The 19,557-nt window shown below is 72.5% G+C and carries 18 protein-coding genes; 5 read left to right on the top strand and 13 right to left on the bottom strand.

Going from position 1 to position 19,557, the window contains the following annotated elements:
* Positions 1-10: 10 nt before the first annotated feature.
* From ACWGPE_RS07115 to ACWGPE_RS07135, 5 genes are all read right to left on the bottom strand, one after another.
* Positions 11-859, bottom strand: coding sequence for a hypothetical protein (locus ACWGPE_RS07115; protein WP_231432125.1), 849 nt, complete (start codon positions 857-859; stop codon positions 11-13).
* Positions 860-870: 11 nt separating this feature from the next.
* Positions 871-1,527: a hypothetical protein gene (locus ACWGPE_RS07120; RefSeq protein WP_231432126.1), complete on the bottom strand. Its 657-nt coding sequence runs from the start codon at positions 1,525-1,527 to the stop codon at positions 871-873.
* A gap of 103 nt (positions 1,528-1,630) precedes the next feature.
* Complete coding sequence (locus ACWGPE_RS07125) at positions 1,631-2,365, bottom strand: winged helix-turn-helix transcriptional regulator (protein ID WP_231432127.1); 735 nt, start codon at positions 2,363-2,365, stop codon at positions 1,631-1,633.
* 10 nt (positions 2,366-2,375) lie between these two features.
* The gene (locus ACWGPE_RS07130) at positions 2,376-2,837 is read right to left on the bottom strand and encodes a VOC family protein (RefSeq protein ID WP_231432128.1); all 462 of its coding nucleotides are present in this window, start codon (positions 2,835-2,837) and stop codon (positions 2,376-2,378) included.
* Between the two features lie 103 nt (positions 2,838-2,940).
* Positions 2,941-4,521 (bottom strand): PucR family transcriptional regulator, encoded by a 1,581-nt coding sequence (locus ACWGPE_RS07135; protein ID WP_452048417.1) that lies wholly within the window; start codon positions 4,519-4,521, stop codon positions 2,941-2,943.
* Between the two features lie 166 nt (positions 4,522-4,687).
* On the opposite strand from ACWGPE_RS07135, the gene ACWGPE_RS07140 reads away from it, so the two are divergent.
* The 3 genes from ACWGPE_RS07140 (at position 4,688) to ACWGPE_RS07150 (ending at position 9,494) form a co-directional block, all read left to right on the top strand.
* Positions 4,688-6,238, top strand: coding sequence for a CoA-acylating methylmalonate-semialdehyde dehydrogenase (locus ACWGPE_RS07140; protein ID WP_231432130.1), 1,551 nt, complete (start codon positions 4,688-4,690; stop codon positions 6,236-6,238).
* A 32-nt stretch (positions 6,239-6,270) separates the two neighbouring features.
* Positions 6,271-7,680, top strand: coding sequence for an aspartate aminotransferase family protein (locus ACWGPE_RS07145; protein WP_231432131.1), 1,410 nt, complete (start codon positions 6,271-6,273; stop codon positions 7,678-7,680).
* 245 nt (positions 7,681-7,925) lie between these two features.
* Positions 7,926-9,494, top strand: a complete 1,569-nt coding sequence (locus ACWGPE_RS07150; RefSeq protein ID WP_452048418.1) for an FAD-dependent oxidoreductase — start codon at positions 7,926-7,928, stop codon at positions 9,492-9,494.
* On the opposite strand, the gene ACWGPE_RS07155 is transcribed toward ACWGPE_RS07150, so the two are convergent.
* From ACWGPE_RS07155 to ACWGPE_RS07185, 7 genes are all read right to left on the bottom strand, one after another.
* Positions 9,376-10,140 carry a Pr6Pr family membrane protein gene (locus ACWGPE_RS07155; protein ID WP_231432132.1) on the bottom strand — a complete coding sequence of 255 codons (765 nt, stop codon included), beginning with the start codon at positions 10,138-10,140 and terminating at the stop codon, positions 9,376-9,378. The two genes, ACWGPE_RS07150 and ACWGPE_RS07155, sit on opposite strands and share 119 nt — an antisense overlap.
* Before the next feature lie 43 nt (positions 10,141-10,183).
* Complete coding sequence (locus tag ACWGPE_RS07160) at positions 10,184-10,984, bottom strand: amino acid ABC transporter ATP-binding protein (protein ID WP_275506252.1); 801 nt, start codon at positions 10,982-10,984, stop codon at positions 10,184-10,186.
* The gene (locus ACWGPE_RS07165) at positions 10,971-11,633 is read right to left on the bottom strand and encodes an amino acid ABC transporter permease (RefSeq protein WP_231432133.1); all 663 of its coding nucleotides are present in this window, start codon (positions 11,631-11,633) and stop codon (positions 10,971-10,973) included. The genes ACWGPE_RS07160 and ACWGPE_RS07165 overlap by 14 nt, the downstream gene beginning before the upstream one ends.
* A 102-nt stretch (positions 11,634-11,735) precedes the next feature.
* Positions 11,736-12,557 (bottom strand): amino acid ABC transporter substrate-binding protein, encoded by an 822-nt coding sequence (locus ACWGPE_RS07170; protein WP_376930907.1) that lies wholly within the window; start codon positions 12,555-12,557, stop codon positions 11,736-11,738.
* A 224-nt stretch (positions 12,558-12,781) separates the two neighbouring features.
* Entirely contained in the window at positions 12,782-14,320 is a 1,539-nt protein-coding gene (locus ACWGPE_RS07175) for an aldehyde dehydrogenase (NADP(+)) (protein ID WP_452048419.1), read from the bottom strand.
* A gap of 9 nt (positions 14,321-14,329) precedes the next feature.
* Positions 14,330-15,526, bottom strand: a complete 1,197-nt coding sequence (locus ACWGPE_RS07180) for an acyl-CoA dehydrogenase family protein (protein WP_231432136.1) — start codon at positions 15,524-15,526, stop codon at positions 14,330-14,332.
* 52 nt (positions 15,527-15,578) lie between these two features.
* Positions 15,579-16,745 carry a CaiB/BaiF CoA transferase family protein gene (locus ACWGPE_RS07185; RefSeq protein ID WP_376930905.1) on the bottom strand — a complete coding sequence of 389 codons (1,167 nt, stop codon included), beginning with the start codon at positions 16,743-16,745 and terminating at the stop codon, positions 15,579-15,581.
* Between the two features lie 117 nt (positions 16,746-16,862).
* On the opposite strand from ACWGPE_RS07185, the gene ACWGPE_RS07190 reads away from it, so the two are divergent.
* A complete protein-coding gene (locus ACWGPE_RS07190) occupies positions 16,863-17,624 on the top strand; it encodes a FadR/GntR family transcriptional regulator (protein ID WP_231432138.1) in 762 nt (253 codons plus the stop codon).
* Positions 17,614-18,444 (top strand): cache domain-containing protein, encoded by an 831-nt coding sequence (locus ACWGPE_RS07195; RefSeq protein ID WP_376930904.1) that lies wholly within the window; start codon positions 17,614-17,616, stop codon positions 18,442-18,444. Before ACWGPE_RS07190 ends, ACWGPE_RS07195 begins: the two co-directional genes overlap by 11 nt.
* A gap of 5 nt (positions 18,445-18,449) precedes the next feature.
* Here the strand turns inward: ACWGPE_RS07195 and ACWGPE_RS07200 are convergent, their stop codons facing one another.
* Positions 18,450-19,544, bottom strand: a complete 1,095-nt coding sequence (locus ACWGPE_RS07200; protein ID WP_452048445.1) for a sensor histidine kinase — start codon at positions 19,542-19,544, stop codon at positions 18,450-18,452.
* Positions 19,545-19,557 lie beyond the last annotated feature (13 nt).

Here is a 19,557-nt window from a genome sequence, read left to right on the forward strand (position 1 = left end):
GCGATGTCGTCTAGCCCCAGAGCGGCACGTCGCCGGGCCCGGCCCGCTCGATCTCGACCTCGATGCCGGATGCGGCTGCGAGCTGCTCGGCGAGCGCCGTCGCCGAGTCGAGGTCGGTGACCGTCACGAGGAGGCTGACCTCTCCCTCCCTGATCCGGCCCGCCTCGACCGGATACGAGGCCCGCACCTCGTCGAAGACGTCGAACTCGGCCTCGAGGGAGACGCCGGGGTCGGCGACGGCCTCGAACCGCGTCGGCATCCCGTATCGCCCCTGCATCAGGACCTGGTCATAGCCGTCGGCCGGTTCACCCTCGACGGGCACGAACGCGCCGACCTCCGCGGTTGAACGGACCTCGAGCGAGTCATGGGCCGCGAGCGCCTGGGAACGGCGTGCCGCCGGCTCGAGCCCGTCGGCGTCGACGGCCGACATCAACACCTCCGACGCGCTCAGCACGCCTTCGACGCCGCTCTCCCACATCGGACCCGCGATGGCGAGCCGCGTGTCGTTCAGGGCGCGATCGTCGGTGATCTCCACCGTGAAGCTCTCGTACTCGATCGCACCCTTCCACGACACGGCGCCGCCGCCGTCGTGCGCCATGAACGCACCGAGCTCGTGACCGAGCTCGACGGCGCGCTCGGGCGACGCTGCGTCGTCGACGCGGAGCACGACGTTCGCGGACCCCATGAACGGCAGGTTGTTCGAACCGCTGACTGCGACCTCGTCGACGTCGGCGACGCCGCTGAAGCGCTCGGACGCCCGCGAGGTCGCGGCGCCGCCCGCGTTGATCGCGCAGCCCGAGCAGGCGGCGAGCACGGCAGCGACCGCGAGCGCCGCGAGGACTCCTCTGGCTCGGCTCATGGTCGGCACGTTCAACCGCAGAACTCCTTCGGAATGCCGGCCCGGTCCTGGACCCCGATCATCACGACGACATCGTTCTCGACGAGGAAGTTGAGGTACCCGCTCGCCTCGTCGCCGGCGGCGTAACCGTACGACTCGGCACCCGTCTGGTTCGACGGCGCGAGGTCGGGGTAGGCGGCTGCGAGCTCGTCCATGGTCGACCCGAGCGCTACACCGGTCTCGGTCTTCGGCGACGCGGGCACCACTCCCTCGGCGTCGGCGCGGCCGTTGGCCCACACCCCGCCGATCGCGTCAGCGCCCTCGGGGTGGGTCAACAGCATCGAGGCCGAACCCTCCGTCGAGAGCTGCACGATCCCGGGGCAGTACTCCTCTGACTCGAAGGCCGTGAGCTCGGCGATGGCCGCCTCGGCCGAGGCTCCTCGCTGGATCGGCCCGATGCCGCTCGTCGTGATCGTCCAGGTCGACACATCAGCCGGATCGACGGCGACCGGCGCGACCGTCGGTGTGGCCGTCGGTGTCTCGACGGGTGTCGGCGCGGCCGTGACCGCGGCCGTCGGCTCGGGCTCGGTCGCGTCGCCCGACGTCGCGCACCCGACGAGCACGAGCGCTGTGCCCGCTGCGAGAACCGCTCCGGCCCACGATCCGACGAAAGATACGTTGCGAGGCATGGATCTCCTTCATGCACGTGGCCCCCGGCCGTGTCCGATCAACGTACCGGCCCGCTCCCGTCCGCAGGAAGGAGTTCTCCGTATCGCTTGGATAACGCCCGCCTCACGCGACCGCCGCGTCGGCCGCCCCCTGCGGCGGCCCCGCCGGCTCGATGCGGAACGTCTCGCTGAACCGCGCGAGCAGCTCGGCGTCACCTGCGAACGACTTCGACACGGATGCCTCGCCCGCCAGCAGTGCTCGCAGCCGGCCTGGTGCGAGCTCGAGTTCGAGCACGGCCTGCGGCACGGGCTCGAACGCCGATCGCCGGGGTTGCGGCAGGGCGCCGGGGCCGACGGGCGCGACGTCGAGCGTGCTGCCCACGACGATCGCCGACACCGAGACGACCACCGCGTCGGGAGCACTCTCGTCGGCCAGGTGCAGCACGTATTCCGTGGGCGGCATCGACGCCGCGGCATCCGGCCGGAATGCCGATCGCAGCGCGAAGGCGACGGAGTCGGCGCTCACCGTCTCGCCGTCTCCGGGGTCGCCGAGCACCGCCCAGCCCCAGCGTTCGAGCGCGGCGACGACGGGCGCGAGCTCACGCCCGAGGGGCGTGAGCTCGTAGCCGCCGCGCACCATCGGAACGCGCCGGATCACCCCCGACTCCCCGAGCTCGCGCAGCCGGTCGCTCAGGATGTTCGTCGGGATGCGCGGCAGCGACGCCTTGAGGTCGCTGTACCGCCGCGCGCCCCCGAGCAGGTCGCGGACGATGAGCAGCGCCCACCGTTCGCCGACCCGCTCGAGGGCCCGTGCCACGCCGCTGTACTGGCCGTAGCCGCGCGCGGCGCGCGTCGCCATGCGGGACGCCTCAGGCCGAGGCCGCGCCGCCGGCCGACGCCTGCTGCGCCAGGTACGCGTCGGGGCCCTGCTCGACGGCCGCCTGCTCCATGAAGAGGAACCCGAGGATGTTGCCGTCGGGGTCTTCGAGGTCGCGCGAGTACATGAACCCGTAGTCCTGCGCCTCGCGCGGCTCCGACCCGCCCGCTGCGAGGCCCTTGGCGAGCACCGCGTCGACTTCGTCGCGCGAGTCGCGGGTGAACGAGATGCTCGTCTGCGCCTGCGTCTTCGGGTCGATGATCTGCTTGTCGGTGAAGGTGCCGAGGTACTCGCGGGTGAGCACCATGAAGTAGATGTTCTCGTCGAGCACGACGCACGCGGCGTTCTCGTCGGTGAAGAGCGGGTTGATGCTGAAGCCGAGGGCCTCGTAGAACGCCTTCGAGCGGTCGAGGTCGGTCGTCGGCAGGTTCACGAAGATGCTGGTCGTGGTCATGATCTCCTCCATCGGGATCGTCGTTCGTTCGTGGGTTGCGAGACTCAGCTTGCTCTTAACAAGTTCACTTGTCAATAGCAAGTGAACACCGGTTCGCCGGTGCTCAGCGCGTCCCGCTGCGGCGCACGAGCAGGGCGAGATGCAGGGCCGTCAGCGTCTCGCCGTCGTCGAGGTCGACGTCGAGCAGGTCGCCGATGAGCGCGAGCCGCTGGTAGAAGACCGACCGCGACAGGTGCGAGGCCGACGCCGCCGCCGTGCGGTTGCCCGGGTGCGCGAGCGTCGCGCCCAGCACGTCGAGCAGGTCGCCGCCGCGGGCGAGGTCGTACTCGATGAGCGGGGCGAGCATCTGCTCGCTGTGCCGCTGCAACCGATGGTCGTCGCGCAGCGACGTCACGAGCCGCACGAGCGGACGGTTCTCGGCACGCCGCAGCACCGGCCCGCGACTCGGCCGGGCGCCCGGCGCCCGCGCCAGGTCGAGCGCCTCCTGCACCGAGCCCAGCAGGCCGTCGAGCCCGGTCGCGCGCGATCCGATGGCGATCACCATGCGTTCTGCGGATGCCTCGGAGCCGACGATCGCCCGCGCGAACCCGCGTGCCGCCTCGTCGTCGAGCACCGCCCGCTGGGGCAGGGAGACGAGCACGATCGTCGCGGGTGCAGCGCCGGTGGCCGTGCCGGCGAGCGCCCGCCCGCCGAGTTCGCGCGCCGCGGCGTCGACCGCGCGCGCCTCGATCGGGGCGCCGGTCGCGACGAGCCCGTAGAGTGCCGCCTGCTCGACGGGGAAGCCCGCCGCGACGAGCCGGCCGGCCGCGGCCGGCAATCCGGCGAACCGGCCGTCGAGCAGCGCGTCGATGAGCCGTTGGCGCCCCGCCCGCACCCACTCGTCGACCTCGATGCCGTCGGCGAGGCGACCGAGCGCGAGCGCGATCGCCCCCTGCTCGAGCACGCCCGTACGGCCGGCCGGATGCGGCGGGCCCGGCAGCGCGATGAGCCGCCCCCACCTGATGCCGCGCGCCTCGACCGGCACGATGAGCAGGGCGTCGTCGTCGTGGGCGTGCCGCGAACGGGTCTCCCAGTTCGCGAAGAGCTCGGCTTCGTCGCCGCCCGGCACCTCGGCGGCCACGACCTCGTGCGCGAGGTTCTCGAGCACGACGGGGGCGCCGAGGGTCTGCGCGAGCTGCTGCACGATGTAGTCGGCGGGCGAACCGCGAAGGCTCAGCGCCGTGAATCGCTCGCGCACCTCGTCGCGCGCGCGGAGTGCGGCGGTCTGCTCGGAGATGATGCGGCTGTGCACCGCCTCGGTGAGGGCGACGAACTTGACTTCGCGATGCAGCGCGACGAGCGCGAGGCCGTGCTCCTGCGCCGTCTCGACGACGACGGCCGGCACGTACCGGTAGTGCGCGCCCAGCTCGAGCACGAGGCCCGAGAGTCCCGCGTCGACGAGCCCGCGCACGAAGGCCGAGAGCTCGTCGGGCTCGGTGGGCCACCCGGAGCCCGTCGACAGGAGCAGCTCGCCGCCGTCGAGGAGTCGCGCCACTCCGGCGCTGTCGGAGACGTGCGCCCAGCGCACGGGGGCCTCGAGGGCCTCGCCGCCGACCAGCACCTCGGGCACCCCGTCGGCGAACGCCTGGAGCCCGACGATCTCGCGAACGGTCGGCATCGCCGCCCCGTCGCCGACCGCCGGCATCACCGGGTTCTGACCCGTCGGACGATCCGTTCGGATCGCCTCATCTTCGCGACGAACTGCCATCGCTCCGCTCACTTCGCCTCTGCAACACTTGGAAACAGAAGCTTAGCCGAGCATCGGGCATTCTGTCCGACCCGGCCCCGCACGACCAGCTGAAGGAGCTGCGATGAGCATCACGGAGACGGCCTCGTCACCCACCACGACCCCCGAATCGCGCGTGATCGGACACTGGATCGACGGCGCGCTGCGCACCTCGACCTCGGGCCGCACCGCACCGGTGTACAACCCCGCCACGGGTGCCGTGCAGGCCGAGGTCGCCCTCGCCGACCAGGCCGAGATCGACGCGGCGATCGCGTCGGCCGTCGCCGGCTTCAAGGTCTGGTCGGAGTACTCGATCGCGAAGCGCCAGGCGGTGCTGTTCTCGTTCCGCGAGCTGCTCAACTCGCGCAAGGGCGAGCTGGCCGCCATCATCACCGCCGAGCACGGCAAGGTCCTCTCCGACGCCGCGGGCGAGATCGCCCGTGGGCAGGAGGTGGTCGAGCTCGCGACCGGCTTCCCGAACCTCATCAAGGGCGCGTTCAGCGAGAACGCCTCGACCGGCATCGACGTGTACTCGATCAAGCAGCCGCTCGGCGTGGTCGGCATCATCAGCCCCTTCAACTTCCCGGCCATGGTGCCGATGTGGTTCTTCCCCATCGCGATCGCCGCGGGCAACGCCGTCGTGCTGAAGCCCTCCGAGAAGGACCCGTCGGCTGCGCTCTGGCTCGCCGAGCTGTGGAAGGAGGCCGGCCTGCCCGACGGCGTGTTCACCGTGCTGCAGGGCGACAAGGAGGCCGTCGACGGCCTGCTCACCTCCCCCGACGTGCAGTCGATCTCGTTCGTCGGGTCGACGCCGATCGCGCAGTACATCTACGAGACCGCCTCGAAGCACGGCAAGCGCGTGCAGGCGCTCGGCGGGGCGAAGAACCACATGCTCGTGCTGCCCGACGCCGACCTCGACCTCGCCGCCGACATGGCGATCAACGCGGGCTACGGCGCCGCGGGCGAGCGCTGCATGGCGATCTCGGTCGTGCTGGCCGTCGAGCCGGTCGCCGACGAGCTCATCGAGAAGATCACCGAGCGCATCGGCAAGCTGAAGATCGGCAACGGCGCGGGCGTCGACGGCGTCGAGCCCGACATGGGCCCGCTCATCACCGACGTGCACCGCGACAAGGTGTCGTCGTACGTCGACATCGCCGAGGCCGACGGTGCCGCGGTCGTCGTCGACGGCCGCGGATTCACCGTCGACGGCCACGAGGACGGCTTCTTCTTCGGCCCCACCCTGCTCGACCGCGTGCCGACCACGTCGCGCGCCTACACCGAGGAGATCTTCGGCCCGGTCCTGTCGATCGTGCGCGTCGAGACCTTCCAGGAGGGCGTCGACCTCATCAACTCGGGCCAGTTCGGCAACGGCACCGCGATCTTCACCAACGACGGCGGTGCGGCCCGTCGCTTCCAGAACGAGATCGAGGTCGGCATGATCGGCATCAACGTGCCGATCCCCGTGCCCGTCGCCTACCACTCGTTCGGCGGCTGGAAGCAGTCGCTCTTCGGCGACTCGAAGGCGTACGGCGCGCACGGCTTCGACTTCTTCACCCGCGAGAAGGCCATCACGAGCCGCTGGCTCGACCCGGCCACCCACGGCGGCATCAACCTGGGCTTCCCCCAGAACCACTGAGTCCCGGCGAACGACTGAACGAGGCATCCGAAATGACCGACACCCTCACCGACGGGCCCGCCTACACCGACCGCCAGGGGTCCGTGCACCAGCTCCCCGACCCCGCCGCCGACGCGCAGGTGCGCGCCGACGACCGGGCCCACGTGTTCCACTCGTGGAGCGCGCAGGCCCTCATCGACCCGCTGCCCGTCGCGGGCGGCGCCGGCGCCACCTTCTGGGACTACCAGGGCGACGAGTACCTCGACTTCTCGTCGCAGCTCGTGAACCTGAACCTCGGCCACCAGCACCCCGACCTCGTGACGGCGATCCAGCAGCAGGCGGCCCGCCTCGCGACGATCCAGCCGTCGATGGCGTCCGACGTACGCGGCGAACTCGCGCGCCGCATCGCCGAGGTCGCCCCCGGCGACCTCGACAAGGTGTTCTTCACGAACGGCGGCGCCGACGCGAACGAGTACGCGGTGCGTCTCGCACGCGGCGTCACCGGTCGTCGCAAGGTGCTGTCGATGTACCGCAGCTACCACGGCGGCACCGCGACCGCGATCTCGCTCACGGGCGACCCGCGCCGCTGGGCGAACGAGCCGAGCGACGGCAGCGTCGCGCACTTCTTCGGCCCGTACGAGTACCGCTCGTCGTGGGGCGCGACGACCCCTGCCGAAGAGGCGCAGCGCGCGCTCGCGCACCTCGAGCAGGTCATCGTGCTCGAGGGCGCGTCGACGATCGCCGCGATCATCATGGAGACGATCGTCGGCACCAACGGCGTGCTCGTGCCGCCGCCCGGCTACCTCGAGGGCGTGCGCGCGCTGTGCGACAAGTACGGCATCGTGTACATCGCCGACGAGGTCATGGTCGGCTTCGGCCGCGTCGGCGAGTGGTTCGCCGTGAACCACTTCGGCGTCACTCCCGACCTCATCACCTTCGCGAAGGGCGTGAACTCGGGCTACGTGCCGCTCGGCGGCGTCGTGATCTCGCAGAAGATCGCCGCGCACTTCGACACGGTCGCGTTCCAGGGCGGGCTCACGTACTCGGGCCACCCGCTCGCGTGCGCCCCGGGCGTCGCGACGTTCGAGGTGTTCGAGCGCGACGGCATCCTCGAGCGCGTGCGCGACCTCGGCGAGCGCGTCGTCGGCCCGCGCCTGCGCGAGATCGCCGCGAAGCACCCGTCGGTCGGCGAGGTGCGCGGCCTGGGCCTCTTCTGGGCCATCGAGCTCGTGAAGGATGCCTCGACCCGCGAACCGCTCGTGCCGTTCAACGCGGCCGGGGCCGACGCGGCGCCCATGGGCGCCGTCGCAGCCGCGTGCAAGCAGGCCGGACTGTGGCCGTTCATCCACTTCAACCGCATGCACGTCGCACCGCCGCTCGTGATCAGCGAGGAGGAGCTGGTGCGCGGCCTCGACATCATCGACGAGGCGCTCACCGTCGCCGACGGCCACGTCACCGCGTGACCGAACCCGGTCGGTCGAGGAGCGAAGCGCATCGAGACCACCGCCCCGGATCGCCCGCATCTGCATGGATGCGGGCGATCCGTCGTTCTGCGGAGAGTTGCAGGACCATTCGGCCGGCACCGCCCACGAGCGGGGTGGTCGTCTCCTGATCCTGTGATCCTGCAGCTTTCGGCGAGCACGTCTCCGCACGCGTCCTCCTTCGTCGGGCGCTCCTCGATGAGCCGACACCCGGATAGCCTGAGAGCATGCGTGAGCGAGGCGGCGGGGGCGGCGTGAGCCGGCGCGGGTTCCTCGCCGCGGCGCTTTCCGGCACCGCCGCCGTCGTGCTCGCGAGCTGCACCGGGCCCGAGCCGAAGCCCTCCCCCACTCCCACTCCGACGCCGACGACGCCCGCCCCGACCGCGACGCCCGGCGGCGTGCCGCTGCCGACGGCGATGCGCCGCTCGCGCTGGGCGGCCGACCCGTTCGCCCGCGGAGCATTCGGCTTCCGCGCCGTCGACACCACGCCCGGACTGCGCGAGGCGCTCGCCGAACCCGTCGGCGACCGGCTCTGGTTCGCCGGTGAGGCCTGTTCGCCCGATGCCCCCGGCACCCTGCACGGCGCACTGCGCTCGGGCGTGGATGCGGCAGCCTCCCTCATGGCCGTGTCCGAGCCCGGCGAACGCGTCGCCGTGATCGGCGCCGGCCTCGCCGGTCTCGCCGCCGCCCGCGAACTCGATCGCGGCGGTTTCGAGGTCATCGTGGTCGAGGCGCGCACGCGGATCGGCGGACGCATCGAGACCGTCGGCGACGACGCCTTCGGGCGGCCGGTCGAGCTCGGCCCGCTCTTCGTCGGCGACGACGCCGCCCTCGCGCGGCTCCTCGACGAGGCATCCGTCACGACCGTGCCGTTCACCGCACGCACCGAGACCCGCTCGCTCGACGGGCGCACCGTCGCGGTGCCCGCGACCGGCCCCGACGCGGTGGCCGCCGCGCACGCGTGGGCGGCTGAGCAGCCCGACGACGTCTCGCTCGCCGCCGCGCTCATGGGCGCCGGCGAACTCCCGCCGAAGGACGGCGACACCGACGGCGTCGACGCCGGCGAGTGGCTCAGCCACACGGTGCGCACCGGCGTCGAACCCTTCACCGGGGCCGGCTCGACGGTGGTCTCCGCGAACACCGATTTCGCCGCGCTCGCCGCGACCCCGCGCAGGCTCATCACCGGGCGGCTCTCCGACGTCGCCGACCTGCTCGCCGAGGGCCTCGACATCGCCGTCGGCAGCGCGGTCACCCGCCTCGCCGCGACCGATCGCCGCGTCTCGCTGCGGCTCGACTCGGGCGAGTCGGTGTCGGCCGACCGGGCCGTCGTCGCCGTGCCGCTCGGCGTGCTGCAGTCCGACGCGTTCGAGTTCGACCCGCCGCTGCCCGCGGGGCACCGCCGCGCGCTCGACGAGCTCCGCACGGGCGCGGTCGACCTCGTCTGGCTGCGCTTCGACGAGGCGTTCTGGCGACCCGAGCAGCCCGGATCGGGCGAGACGACGGGCGACGCCTCCGCCTCGGCGCCCGACCTCTACACCGTCGTCGGCGTCGGCACCCAGGTCTCCGCCTGGATCGACCTCGGTGCCGCGAACGGCTATCCGAAGCCCGACCCTGCCGAGGTCGACGGCGGCGAGGCGACCGGCCCCTTCGGCGGCGGCCCGCCCGTGCTCGTCGGCATCATCGCTGCCGCGCAGGCTCGCCTGCTCGACGACCTCGACGACCAGGCGTTCCAGTCCGCGGTGCTCGACGACCTCGCTCCCTTCGCGACCGCCCCGCCCGCTGCAGCCACCGGTTGACCGCGACGAGCCCCGCCGTGAGGGTCACGAAGATCACGAGCACGAGGGCGCAGTAGAGCGCGACCCCGACCGGTCCGCCGACCTGCGCCTCGTCGAGGAAGAAGTACGGGTACCAGCCGACGTCGGCGCCGCGGGCGAGCGTGTAGACGAGCCACGCCGACGGATACACCAGCACCCACCCCACCGTCGACCACGGCACGGGCGGGTTGACCGCGATGATGCTGTCGGCCGTCCACGCGATCACGGCGAGGGCGGGCACGACGAAGTGCAGCAGCGTGTCGGACCAGGGCACGTCGACCCGGTAGTCGTGCGTCGACGCCTGCGTCACGATGAGCGCGAACACGATGCCCGAGACGAGCACGTACACCGTCACCATCGTGCGGACGATGCCGAGCCACGGCGGGTCGCGCGGCGCGAGCAGGGCGAACGCCCCGGCCACGCCGAGGGTCGCGACCGCCGCGAACGCCGACTGCACGGTGAAGTAGCTGAAGAAGTTCGCCGTCGCGAAGAAGCGGAAGCCCAGCACGTACTGGAAGTTGCCGATGAGCGCGATCACCTCGAGCGCCGCGATGAGCAGCCGGAAGACGCCGAGCGCGCGACGCGCGCGCACCACCCCCGGTCCGTTCGGGGCGGGCGAGCCGGGCATGCCTCCACGCTAGCCCGCCGTCGCCCGACCGGCCGACGCCGGCTCAGTCGAGCGGCCGCAGGATGCGCTCGAGGAACCGCTTGGTGCGCGGCTCGCGCGGGTTCGAGAACAGCTCCTTCGGGGCGCCGCGCTCGACGACGACGCCGCCGTCCATGAACATGACCTCGTCGGCGGCATGCCGGGCGAAGCCGAGCTCGTGCGTGACGACGACCATCGTCCAGCCCTCGTCGGCGAGCTCCTTGATGACCTGCAGCACCTCGCCCACGAGTTCGGGGTCGAGCGCGCTCGTCGGCTCGTCGAAGAGCAGCAGCTGCGGCTTCAGCGCGAGCGCGCGCACGATGCCGACCCGCTGCTGCTGCCCGCCCGACAGCTCGAACGGGTAGGCGTCGCGCTTCTCGGCGAGGCCGACGCGTTCGAGCAGTGCGGATGCCTCGGCCACCGCCTGCTCGCGCGGCACCTTCTGCACGCGCAGGGGCCCCTCGATGACGTTCTGCAGCACCGTCATGTGCGGGAACAGGTTGTGCTGCTGGAACACCATGGCCGAGCGGTCGCGCAGCGCGTACCGCTCGGACTTCGAGATCGGCTTCGAGAAGTCGAGCGAGGGTCCGCCGGCGATCGACACGGTACCGCCGTCGGGCGTCTCGAGGCCGTTGAGCGAGCGCAGCACGGTCGTCTTGCCCGAGCCGCTCGGGCCGATGAGCACCACGACCTCGCCGCGGCGCACCTCGAGGTCGATCGAGCGCAGCACCTCGTTGTCGCCGAACGACTTGCGGATGCCTCGGGCCTCGAGCAGCACGCTGTCGTCGGGCGTCTCGACGGGGGCGAGCGGGTCAGTGGGCGACATAGCGGTCCAGCCTCTTCTCGACGAGGTTCTGCGCGCCCGAGAGCACGAAGCAGAAGATCCAGTAGATGAGCGCCGCCTCCATGTAGATGAGGAGGAACTTCTGGCTGAACGCCGCGATCTCCTGGGCGACCCGGAACATCTCGGTCACGAGGATGGTCGAGGCGAGCGACGTGTCCTTCACGAGCGAGATGAAGGTGTTCGAGAGCGGCGGCACCGAGACGCGCGCCGCCTGCGGCAGGATGAGCCGCCGGAGCGTCGTGCCGGGCGACATGCCGATCGTGTACCCGGCCTCCCACTGCCCCTTCGGCACCGAGAGGATCGCCGCCCGGATCACCTCGGCAGCGTACCCGCCGACGTTGAGCGAGAACGCGATGATCGCGCTCGGCCACGGGTCGATCGTGATGCCGACCGACGGCATGCCGTAGAAGATCACGAAGAGCTGCACGAGCAGCGGAGTGCCGCGGATCGCCGAGATGTAGAACCGTGCGATGCCGTTCAGCACCCGGTTCTTCGAGATGCGCATGAGCGCCATGCCGAGCGCGATCACGAGACCGAGCGCGAACGACGCCAGCGCGAGTGGGATGGTGCCGGTCAGCCCTCCGAGCAGGAGTGGCCAGAACGAGTCGAGTACGAGCTGCCAGTCGGGCATCGCTTCACCGCCTTCGAAGTACGGCGGATGCCGCGTCACCCCATGATTCCACTCGGGAACCGGGGGCGGAACGCGACATCCGCCGGATCGTGCAGAGCGTCGTTACTGCGAGACGTCCTCGCCGAAGTACTTCTCGCCGAGCTCGGCGAGCACGCCCTCCTCGCGGAGCTCCGCGAGGGCGCCGTCGACGGCCTTCACGAGGGCGGTCTTGTCCTTGGTGAACGCCAGCGCGCTCTCGCTCGGGTCGGTCTCGGCCGCGACGGCGAGCTTCGCGTCGGGGGTCTGCTTGACGTAGTCGAGGTAGGTGAGCTTGTCGTTCACGGTCGCGTCGACGCGGCCCTGCTGGAGGAGGGCGACGGCCTGCGCCCAGCCCTCGACGGCCTCGACGTTCGCGCCCGCGTCGACCGCGAGCTGGTAGAAGTTGCTCGTGAGCGACTGGGCGGTCGTCTTGCCCTTCAGGTCGTCGAAGCTCGTGATCGACGTGTCGCCCTCGTTCACGACGACGACGCTCGGCGAGACGGTGTACGGCGTCGAGAAGAGGTAGCTCTCCTCGCGCTCGGGGTTGATCGAGACCTGGTTCGCGATCACGTCGAAGCGGCCCGCGTCGAGGCCCGCGAAGATCGCGTCCCACTGGGTCTCCTGGAACTCGACCTTCAGGCCGAGCTTGTCGGCGACGGCCTCGGCCACCTCGACGTCGTAGCCGACGAGGTCGCCGGCACCGCCCTCGTGGTAGGTGAACGGCTTGTACGTGCCCTCGGTCGCGACCGTGAGCGTGCCCGGGGTCACGAGCCCGTACTCGTCGCCCTTGCCCGAGGCGTCGTCGCTCGACGCCGGGGCACCGCTCGAGCATGCTGCGAGCGCGACGACGGCGAGGGATGCGGCCGCGAGGCCGAGCAGGGTGCGGGCGCGAGGGGCGCGTGACATGTGGTGCTCCGTTCGTGGGGAGGGGTGCGACCGCGAGTCTGCGGCGTCGATGCGGTCGAGTCCATCACGACACCGACCGCAAGGTGAAACGGCGTTACCCCACGTTGCATTCCCACCCGGCGTCGGGCGAGCAGCGTGCGACGAAGGCGGGCGCCGCTCGGGACCACGCGCCCGGTGGTCTCGATGCGATCCTTCGTCGCTGGGTTCGATCGGGCGCTGCGCGCCTACTCGACCCGGCGCTCGACCGACGAGCTCGGAACGACGAGCGCACCGTCCTCGCGGCGGGGCACGCCGAGCGGGTTGCCGTCGGCGAGCTCGGGCGGCAGCACTGCGGCGGGGGCGTCCTGCCAGGTCGCCGGGGTCAGCCAGCGGCGGATCGCCGTCGCCCCGACCGACGTGTGCACCGACGCGGTCGTCGCGGGCCAGCCGCCGCCGTGGTGCTGACCCCACGCGATCGCGACGCCAGTCGGCCAGCCGTTGAAGACGAGGCGGCCTGCGACGCGCACGAGGCGGTCGGCGAGCGCGGCGACGTCTTCGCCGGGCGCGTGCTGGATCGATGCCGTGAGCGAGCCCTCGAGCACGTCGAGCGCGGCGGCGAGCTGCTCGTCGGAGCCGTACCGCACGAGCACGGTGAGCGGCCCGAAGCACTCCTCGAGGAACGTCTCGTGCGCGGCGACGAACGCACCCGCCGTGGTCGCGACGACGACCGGCGCCGCGACATCGGCGGCACGCTCCCCCGCGAACACGACCTCGGCGTCGTCGCGCTCCGCGAGCGCGCCCGAGCCCCGGTCGAACGCGGCGGCGATGCCGTCGGTGAGCAGGCGCTGCGGAGCGGCCGCGCCGAGCGCGTCGACGAGCGCCGCCTCGAACCCGGCGCCCTCGGGCACGAACACGAGGCCGGGCTTGGTGCAGTACTGCCCGCCGTCTCGCGTGAACGAACCCGCGAGGCCCGCCGCGACGCCCGCGACCTCGGCAGGCGTCGCAACCGCGGCGCGCGTCACGACGACGGGGTTGATCGAGCCGAGCTCGCCGTAGAACGGGATGGGCGCGGGCCGGCCGTTCGCGAGATCGAACAGCGCCCGACCGCCGCGCGTCGAGCCGGTGAAGCCGACCGCGGTCACCCGCGGGTGGGCGACGAGCTCGGTGCCCTGCTCCATGCCCTCGACGAGCTGCAGCGCGCCGACGGGCCCGCCCGCCGACGAGAGCGCCGAACGCGCGATCTCGGTGATCCGGCGCGAGAGCCGCGGGTGCCCGGGGTGCGCCTTCACGACGACGGGGCAGCCGGCCGCGAGCGCCGAGGCGGTGTCGCCGCCGAGCACCGAGAACGCGAACGGGAAGTTCGACGCCGCGAACACGGCGACGACGCCGAGCGGCCGCAGCATGCGCCGGAGCTCGGGCCGCGGCGGCACGAGCGACGGGTCGGGCGAATCGATCGTCGCCTCGAGGTACGACCCCTCGTCGACGACGTCGGCGAAGAAGCGCAGCTGCGTCGCCGTGCGGGTGACCTCGCCGTTCAGGCGCGCCGCCGAGAGGTGGGTCTCCTCCGCGGCGAGCGCGACGAGCTCGTCGCGGTGCGCCTCGACGCCGTCGGCGATCGCGCGCAGCCAGCGGCCTCGATCGGCGCGGGTCGCGACATCCAGCCCGGATGACGCGGCGAGCGTCACCGCCAGCTCGACCTCGTTCGCCGCCGTCAGTCCGACCCGGTCGTCGCCGAGCGCCCGCTCGCCGCGCGGCGCGATGCCCGAGGCATCCGTGTTCGTCATCGCCGGCCCCTAGAACGCGTTGAGGCCCGTGAGGGCGCGACCGAGGATCAGCTGGTGGATCTCGTCGGTGCCCTCGTACGTGCGCACGGACTCGAGGTTGGCCGCGTGCCGCATGACCGGGAACGCGTTCGTGATGCCGTCGCCGCCGAGGATCGTGCGCGCCTGATGGGCGATCTCGAGCGCCTCGCGCACGCTGTTGAGCTTGCCGACCGAGATCTGCGCCGGCGTCAGCGTGCCGGCCTCCTTGAGGCGGCCGAGGTGCAGGGCGAGCAGGGTGCCCTTCTCGACCTCGAGGAACATGTCGGCGAGCTTCGCCTGCGTGAGCTGGTTGGCGCCGATCGGCTTGCCGAACACCTCGCGCGTGATCGACCGGTCGAGGGCGACCTCGAGACACGAGCGCGCGGCGCCCATCGCACCCCAGACGATGCCGTAGCGGGCCTCGTTGAGGCAGCCGAACGGGCCCGACAGCCCGGCCGCGCCCGGCAGGATCGCGTCGGCCGGCAGGCGTACGCCGTCGAGATCGATGTCGCACTGCACGCTCGCACGCATCGACAGCTTGCCGTCGATCGCAGTGGCGGTGAAGCCGGCGGTCGAGGTCGGCACGATGAAGCCGCGAACCGCGCGCGCGCCCTCGCCGTACTCGCCCGACGGGTCCTCGACGCGCGCCCACACGACGGCGACGTCGGCGAGCGCGGCGAGGCCGATCCAGCGCTTGGCGCCGTCGATGACCCACTCGTCGCCCTCGCGGCGGGCGACCGTCGACATCGCGGCGGGGTCGCTGCCGCCCTGCGGCTCGGTGAGCGCGAAGCATCCCACGAGCTCGCCGGCGGCCATGCCGGGCAGCCACTGCTGCTTCTGCTCCTCCGAGCCGTACTTGTAGATGGCGCTCATCGCGAGCGAGCCCTGCACCGACACGAAGGTGCGCCAGCCCGAGTCGGCGGCCTCGAGCTCGAGGCAGACCAGGCCGTACGCGACGGCGCCGGCCCCGGCGCATCCGTAGCCCTTCAGGTGCATGCCGAGGAAGCCGGCCGCGCCGAGCTCGGGGATGAGCTCCTTGCGGAAGTGCTTGTTCTCGAAGTCCTCCTCGATGATCGGCAGGATGCGCTCCTGCGCGAACCCGCGGGCCTTCTGCTGCCAGCCGCGCTCCTCTTCCGTGAGCAGCGCGTCGAAGTCGAAGACCTGGTCGATGCGGGGTGCGGTCGTCATGGGGGTTCCTCTCGGTGGGTCGCGGTGGTCGGGCAGCGCTCACGCGCTGGGGCTATTCGGCGGGCCCGCGCCAGTCGGCACCGGAGTGCTCGTCGAGCGCGGGCGGCGGGGTCAGGTAGCGGGGGGATGACTCGGCGAGCCCGATCGGGTTCGCCACGGTGCGGCTGTGCCCGAGCTCGACGACGGGGTCGAGGCCGAGCGCGTCGGCGAAGGCGATCGCCTCGGCGACGTCGTTGACGAGCCCGGCGGGCACTCCGGCGGCGCTGAACGCCTCGACCCAGTGCGCGGCCGGCGCGGTCGCGAGGGCCGCCTCGAGCTCGGCGCGCAGGTGGTCGCGGTGGGCGACGCGCGCCTCGTTGGTCGCGTACCGCACGTCGGCGGCGAGCGAAGCCGCCTGCGGGGATGCCTCGGCGAGCAGCCGTACGAGCGCGCCGAACTGCTTGTCGTTGCCGACGGCGATGACGAGGTCGCGATCGGCCGCCGGGAAGACGGCGTACGGCGCGATCGACGGATGCGCGTTGCCGAGCCGGCGCGGTGCCCGCCCGGTCGCGAGCGTCGAGCCCGCCTGGTTCGTGAGCGCGGACAGCAGGCTCTGCAGCAGGTTCACCTCGACGAGCTGGCCTCGGCCGGTGCGGTCGCGCTCGCGCAGCGCGAGCAGGATGCCGGCGAGCGCGTTCTGCGCGCACAGCACGTCGACGAGCGCGACACCGGCCTTCGCGGGCTCGCCGTCGGGCTCCCCCGTGATCGACATGAGGCCGCCGACTGCCTGCACGAGCAGGTCGTAGCCGGCGAGCGCCGCCCCCTCGCCCGCGCCGAAGCCGGTGATCGAGCAATAGACGACGCGGGGGTTCAGGGCGCGCACCTCGTCGTAGGAGAGCCCGAACCGCGCCATCACGCCGGGCCGGAAGTTCTCGATCACCACGTCGGCCGATGCCGCGAGCCGGCGCGCCTCCGAGGCATCCGCCTCATTCGTGAGGTCGAGCGCGACCGAGCGCTTGTTGCGATTGACGCTGCCGAAGTACGTGGCCATGCCGCTCGCGTCGACGGGCGGCCTCCAGTGCCGGGTGTCGTCGCCGGCCGGCGGTTCGATCTTCACGACGTCGGCGCCGAAGTCGGCGAGCATCATGGTCGCGTACGGGCCGGCGAGCACGCGGGAGAAGTCCGCGACGCGCAGCCCGTCGAGCACGCCTCGGGTCGTCGCCTCGGGTCGCTCGCTCATGATCCATCCGCCTTCGCATGTGCCCGGCCGGTCGGCCGCACGTTCATTCATCCTATAGTGAATCTTTTTTGCGCGCGCCGCCACTCGGCCGCCGCACCCTCGACTATCGTGAACCCCATGGAATCGAGGGTGGGCCCGGGCGCACGCGAAGCCGTGTTCGCCCAGCTCGCCGATGCGGGTCGTGCCGAGCAGGTCGCGCAGCGCCTCACCGACGGCATCGTGCTCGGAGTGCTCGACCCCGGTGAGCGCCTGCCGAGCGAGCCCGAGCTCGCCCGCCGCTTCGGCGTCGCCCTCATCACCGTGCGCGAGGGCCTCGGCATCCTCCGCGAGGCCGGGCTCGTCGAGACCCGCCGCGGCCGCGACGGCGGCAGCTTCGTCGTGCACGACGACGCCGAGCACCGCACGATCATCACCGCACGCCTGCGCGCGCTCGCGCAGGTCGAGCTCAGCGACATGACCGTGTACTTCGGCGCGATCCTCGCGGGCGTCGCCGAGCGGGCGGCCGAACGCGCCTCCGACGCCGACGCCGAGCGCCTCGCCGGCTGGCTCGACGCGGCCGACTTCGGGGCGGCCGCGTCGGCCCGCACCAATCAGGGCGGGTTCTTCCTCGAGCTCGCCGTGCTCAGCCAGTCGGCGCGGCTCGTGCGCGAGCAGATCCGCCTGCAGGCAGAGTTCGGCCCCCTGCTGCTGCTCGGTCTCGACGACGACCGGGAGCGCGTGGACGCCTCGGCGGCGAACCGCCGCATCGTCCGCGCGGTCGCCGCCCACCGGCCCGCGAAGGCGCGCGAGGCGGCCGGCGCCCTGGTCGGCTCGCTCGCGACCCACCTGCTGCAGGCGAAGGCCCGCGTCGAACGAGGAGGTGCCCTCGATGAGCGCTGACCACGACCGCTCGCCGAGCCCGTCGAGGCGCGGCGCCCGCGAGGCCGCCGACGCCGTCGCCCGGCTCTTCGACGGCGCCTTCACCCTGCTCGCCGAGTGGCGCTCGCCCATCGAGCAGGCGATCGCGCCCGGCATCCGCGCCGTCGCCGACCGCACCGCGCTGGAAGCCGAGCGCGCCGGCCGGCCGGGCGAGCGGCCCGCCGCCGACGCCGCCGTCGGCGAGGTGCGCCCCGCCGAGCTCGACCAGGTCGTGGCCGGACTCGTGCTGCCGCGCCTGACCGAGCCCGAGGCCCTCCTCGTCGGCGCCGGGTTCATCGCCGACGGCGAGATCGTGCGCGGGCGCGACGTGCACTTCGCGTGGTGGCTCGGGCCGCTCGACGACAACCCAGTGCTCGGCTCGACCGACGCCCCCACCCGCCTCGACCTGTCGACGCGCGGGTACACCGAGTACCTCCGCGACTTCCGCGCGCTCGAGTGGTACCGCATCCCGGCGACGACGCGGCACGCGCACGTGACCGGCCCCTACGTCGACCACCTGTGCACGTGCGACTACATCCTCACGCTCACGATGCCCGTGCACGCCCCCGACGGCGAGCGCATGGTCGGCGTCGTCGGCGCCGACATCTCGGTCCGCCGCCTCGAGCAGGAGCTGCTCCCCCGCTTCCTCGCGGTCGACGCCCCGCTCGCCCTCGTGAACGCCGACGGTCGCGTCGTGCTGTCGACCGACCCCGCACTGCAGGTCGGTCAGCTCGCGGATGCCTCCGCCGCGGCATCCCTCGAATGCCCGGGCACCCCGTTCCGGGTGCTCGTCGGCGACTAGCCCCGTCAGGCGCCCGATCGCGAGCCGTCGCCGACGGCGCCGTCGGGCGCGGCCGGCAGGCGCACGACGACCCGCAGGCCTCCGCCGGGTCGCGCCTCGATCGCGAGCGCTCCGTCGTGCGCCTGCACGATGCTCTTGACGATCGCGAGCCCCAGCCCGACGCCGGCGTGGTCGTCGCGGATGCGCTCGGTGCCGCGCTGGAACGGCTCGGTGAGGGTCGCCACCGACTGCGGGCTCAGGTGCGGGCCGGTGTTCTCGACCGTGAGCGCGACCGAGTCGGTCGCGGCGGCCGTGTCGATCCGCACGGTGCCGCCCTCGGGGACGTTGTGGACGATCCCGTTGTGCACGAGGTTCGTCGTCAGCTGCAAGAGGAGCGCCGGCGACCCGAGCGTCGGTGCGACGTCGCCCGCGGCCTCGATGCCGACGCCGCGCGCCTCGGCGATCGGGAGGAGCGTCTCGACGGCCTCCTCGGCGAGCAGCGACAGGTCGACCCGCTCGCGGCTGAACGAGCGGCGGTCGGCGCGGGTGAGCAGCAGCAGCGCCTCGGTGAGGTCGATCGCGCGGGCGTTCACGATGCGGAGGCGTTCGAGCAGCACGTCTCGGTCGGCCGCCGGATCGTCGGCGACGTCGAGCAGGGTCTGCGTGATCGCGAGCGGCGTGCGCAGCTCGTGCGAGGCGTTCGCGGCGAAGCGCTGCTGCTCGGCGACGTGCGCCTCGAGCCGGGCGAGCATGTCGTCGAAGCTGTCGGCGAGCTCGCGGAACTCGTCGCGGCGGCCCTCCATCTCGATGCGGTGGCCGAGCGCCCCGGTCGCGGTCTTGCGGGTCGCCCTCGTGATGCGCGTCAGCGGCGCGAGCATGCGGCCGGCGAGCACCCAGCCGCCGAGCAGCCCGAACACGAGCAGGAAGAGCAGTGCCCAGCTGACCGCGGGTGCGAACGCGCGCACGAGGTCGTCGCGACCCGGCATGAACCCCTCGCGCGTCGCGACCGCGTCGGCGGGCACGTACCGCAGCAGGTAGGCCCACACCACCGCGAGCAGCAGGGCACCGGCGACCATGAGGAAGCCCGCGTAGCTGAGGGCGAGCTTGAGCCGGACGCTCATGCCCGGTGCGCGC

The organism is Agromyces sp. NPDC055658 (genome assembly GCF_053618155.1).

What these genes read in the sequence shown, in the direction of transcription:
- ACWGPE_RS07140 (WP_231432130.1), top strand. Translation starts at nt 4,688, where the DNA reads ATGAGCATCACGGAGACGGCCTCGTCACCCACCACGACCCCCGAATCG.
- ACWGPE_RS07135 (WP_452048417.1), bottom strand. Translation starts at nt 4,521, where the DNA reads ATGCCGGCGGTCGGCGACGGGGCGGCGATGCCGACCGTTCGCGAGATC.
- ACWGPE_RS07185 (WP_376930905.1), bottom strand. Translation starts at nt 16,745, where the DNA reads ATGAGCGAGCGACCCGAGGCGACGACCCGAGGCGTGCTCGACGGGCTG.
- ACWGPE_RS07170 (WP_376930907.1), bottom strand. Translation starts at nt 12,557, where the DNA reads ATGTCACGCGCCCCTCGCGCCCGCACCCTGCTCGGCCTCGCGGCCGCA.
- ACWGPE_RS07130 (WP_231432128.1), bottom strand. Translation starts at nt 2,837, where the DNA reads ATGACCACGACCAGCATCTTCGTGAACCTGCCGACGACCGACCTCGAC.
- ACWGPE_RS07190 (WP_231432138.1), top strand. Translation starts at nt 16,863, where the DNA reads ATGGAATCGAGGGTGGGCCCGGGCGCACGCGAAGCCGTGTTCGCCCAG.
- ACWGPE_RS07145 (WP_231432131.1), top strand. Translation starts at nt 6,271, where the DNA reads ATGACCGACACCCTCACCGACGGGCCCGCCTACACCGACCGCCAGGGG.
- ACWGPE_RS07175 (WP_452048419.1), bottom strand. Translation starts at nt 14,320, where the DNA reads ATGACGAACACGGATGCCTCGGGCATCGCGCCGCGCGGCGAGCGGGCG.
- ACWGPE_RS07125 (WP_231432127.1), bottom strand. Translation starts at nt 2,365, where the DNA reads ATGGCGACGCGCGCCGCGCGCGGCTACGGCCAGTACAGCGGCGTGGCA.
- ACWGPE_RS07155 (WP_231432132.1), bottom strand. Translation starts at nt 10,140, where the DNA reads ATGCCCGGCTCGCCCGCCCCGAACGGACCGGGGGTGGTGCGCGCGCGT.
- ACWGPE_RS07120 (WP_231432126.1), bottom strand. Translation starts at nt 1,527, where the DNA reads ATGCCTCGCAACGTATCTTTCGTCGGATCGTGGGCCGGAGCGGTTCTC.
- ACWGPE_RS07180 (WP_231432136.1), bottom strand. Translation starts at nt 15,526, where the DNA reads ATGACGACCGCACCCCGCATCGACCAGGTCTTCGACTTCGACGCGCTG.
- ACWGPE_RS07195 (WP_376930904.1), top strand. Translation starts at nt 17,614, where the DNA reads ATGAGCGCTGACCACGACCGCTCGCCGAGCCCGTCGAGGCGCGGCGCC.
- ACWGPE_RS07200 (WP_452048445.1), bottom strand. Translation starts at nt 19,544, where the DNA reads ATGAGCGTCCGGCTCAAGCTCGCCCTCAGCTACGCGGGCTTCCTCATG.
- ACWGPE_RS07150 (WP_452048418.1), top strand. Translation starts at nt 7,926, where the DNA reads ATGCGTGAGCGAGGCGGCGGGGGCGGCGTGAGCCGGCGCGGGTTCCTC.
- ACWGPE_RS07160 (WP_275506252.1), bottom strand. Translation starts at nt 10,984, where the DNA reads ATGTCGCCCACTGACCCGCTCGCCCCCGTCGAGACGCCCGACGACAGC.
- ACWGPE_RS07115 (WP_231432125.1), bottom strand. Translation starts at nt 859, where the DNA reads ATGAGCCGAGCCAGAGGAGTCCTCGCGGCGCTCGCGGTCGCTGCCGTG.
- ACWGPE_RS07165 (WP_231432133.1), bottom strand. Translation starts at nt 11,633, where the DNA reads ATGCCCGACTGGCAGCTCGTACTCGACTCGTTCTGGCCACTCCTGCTC.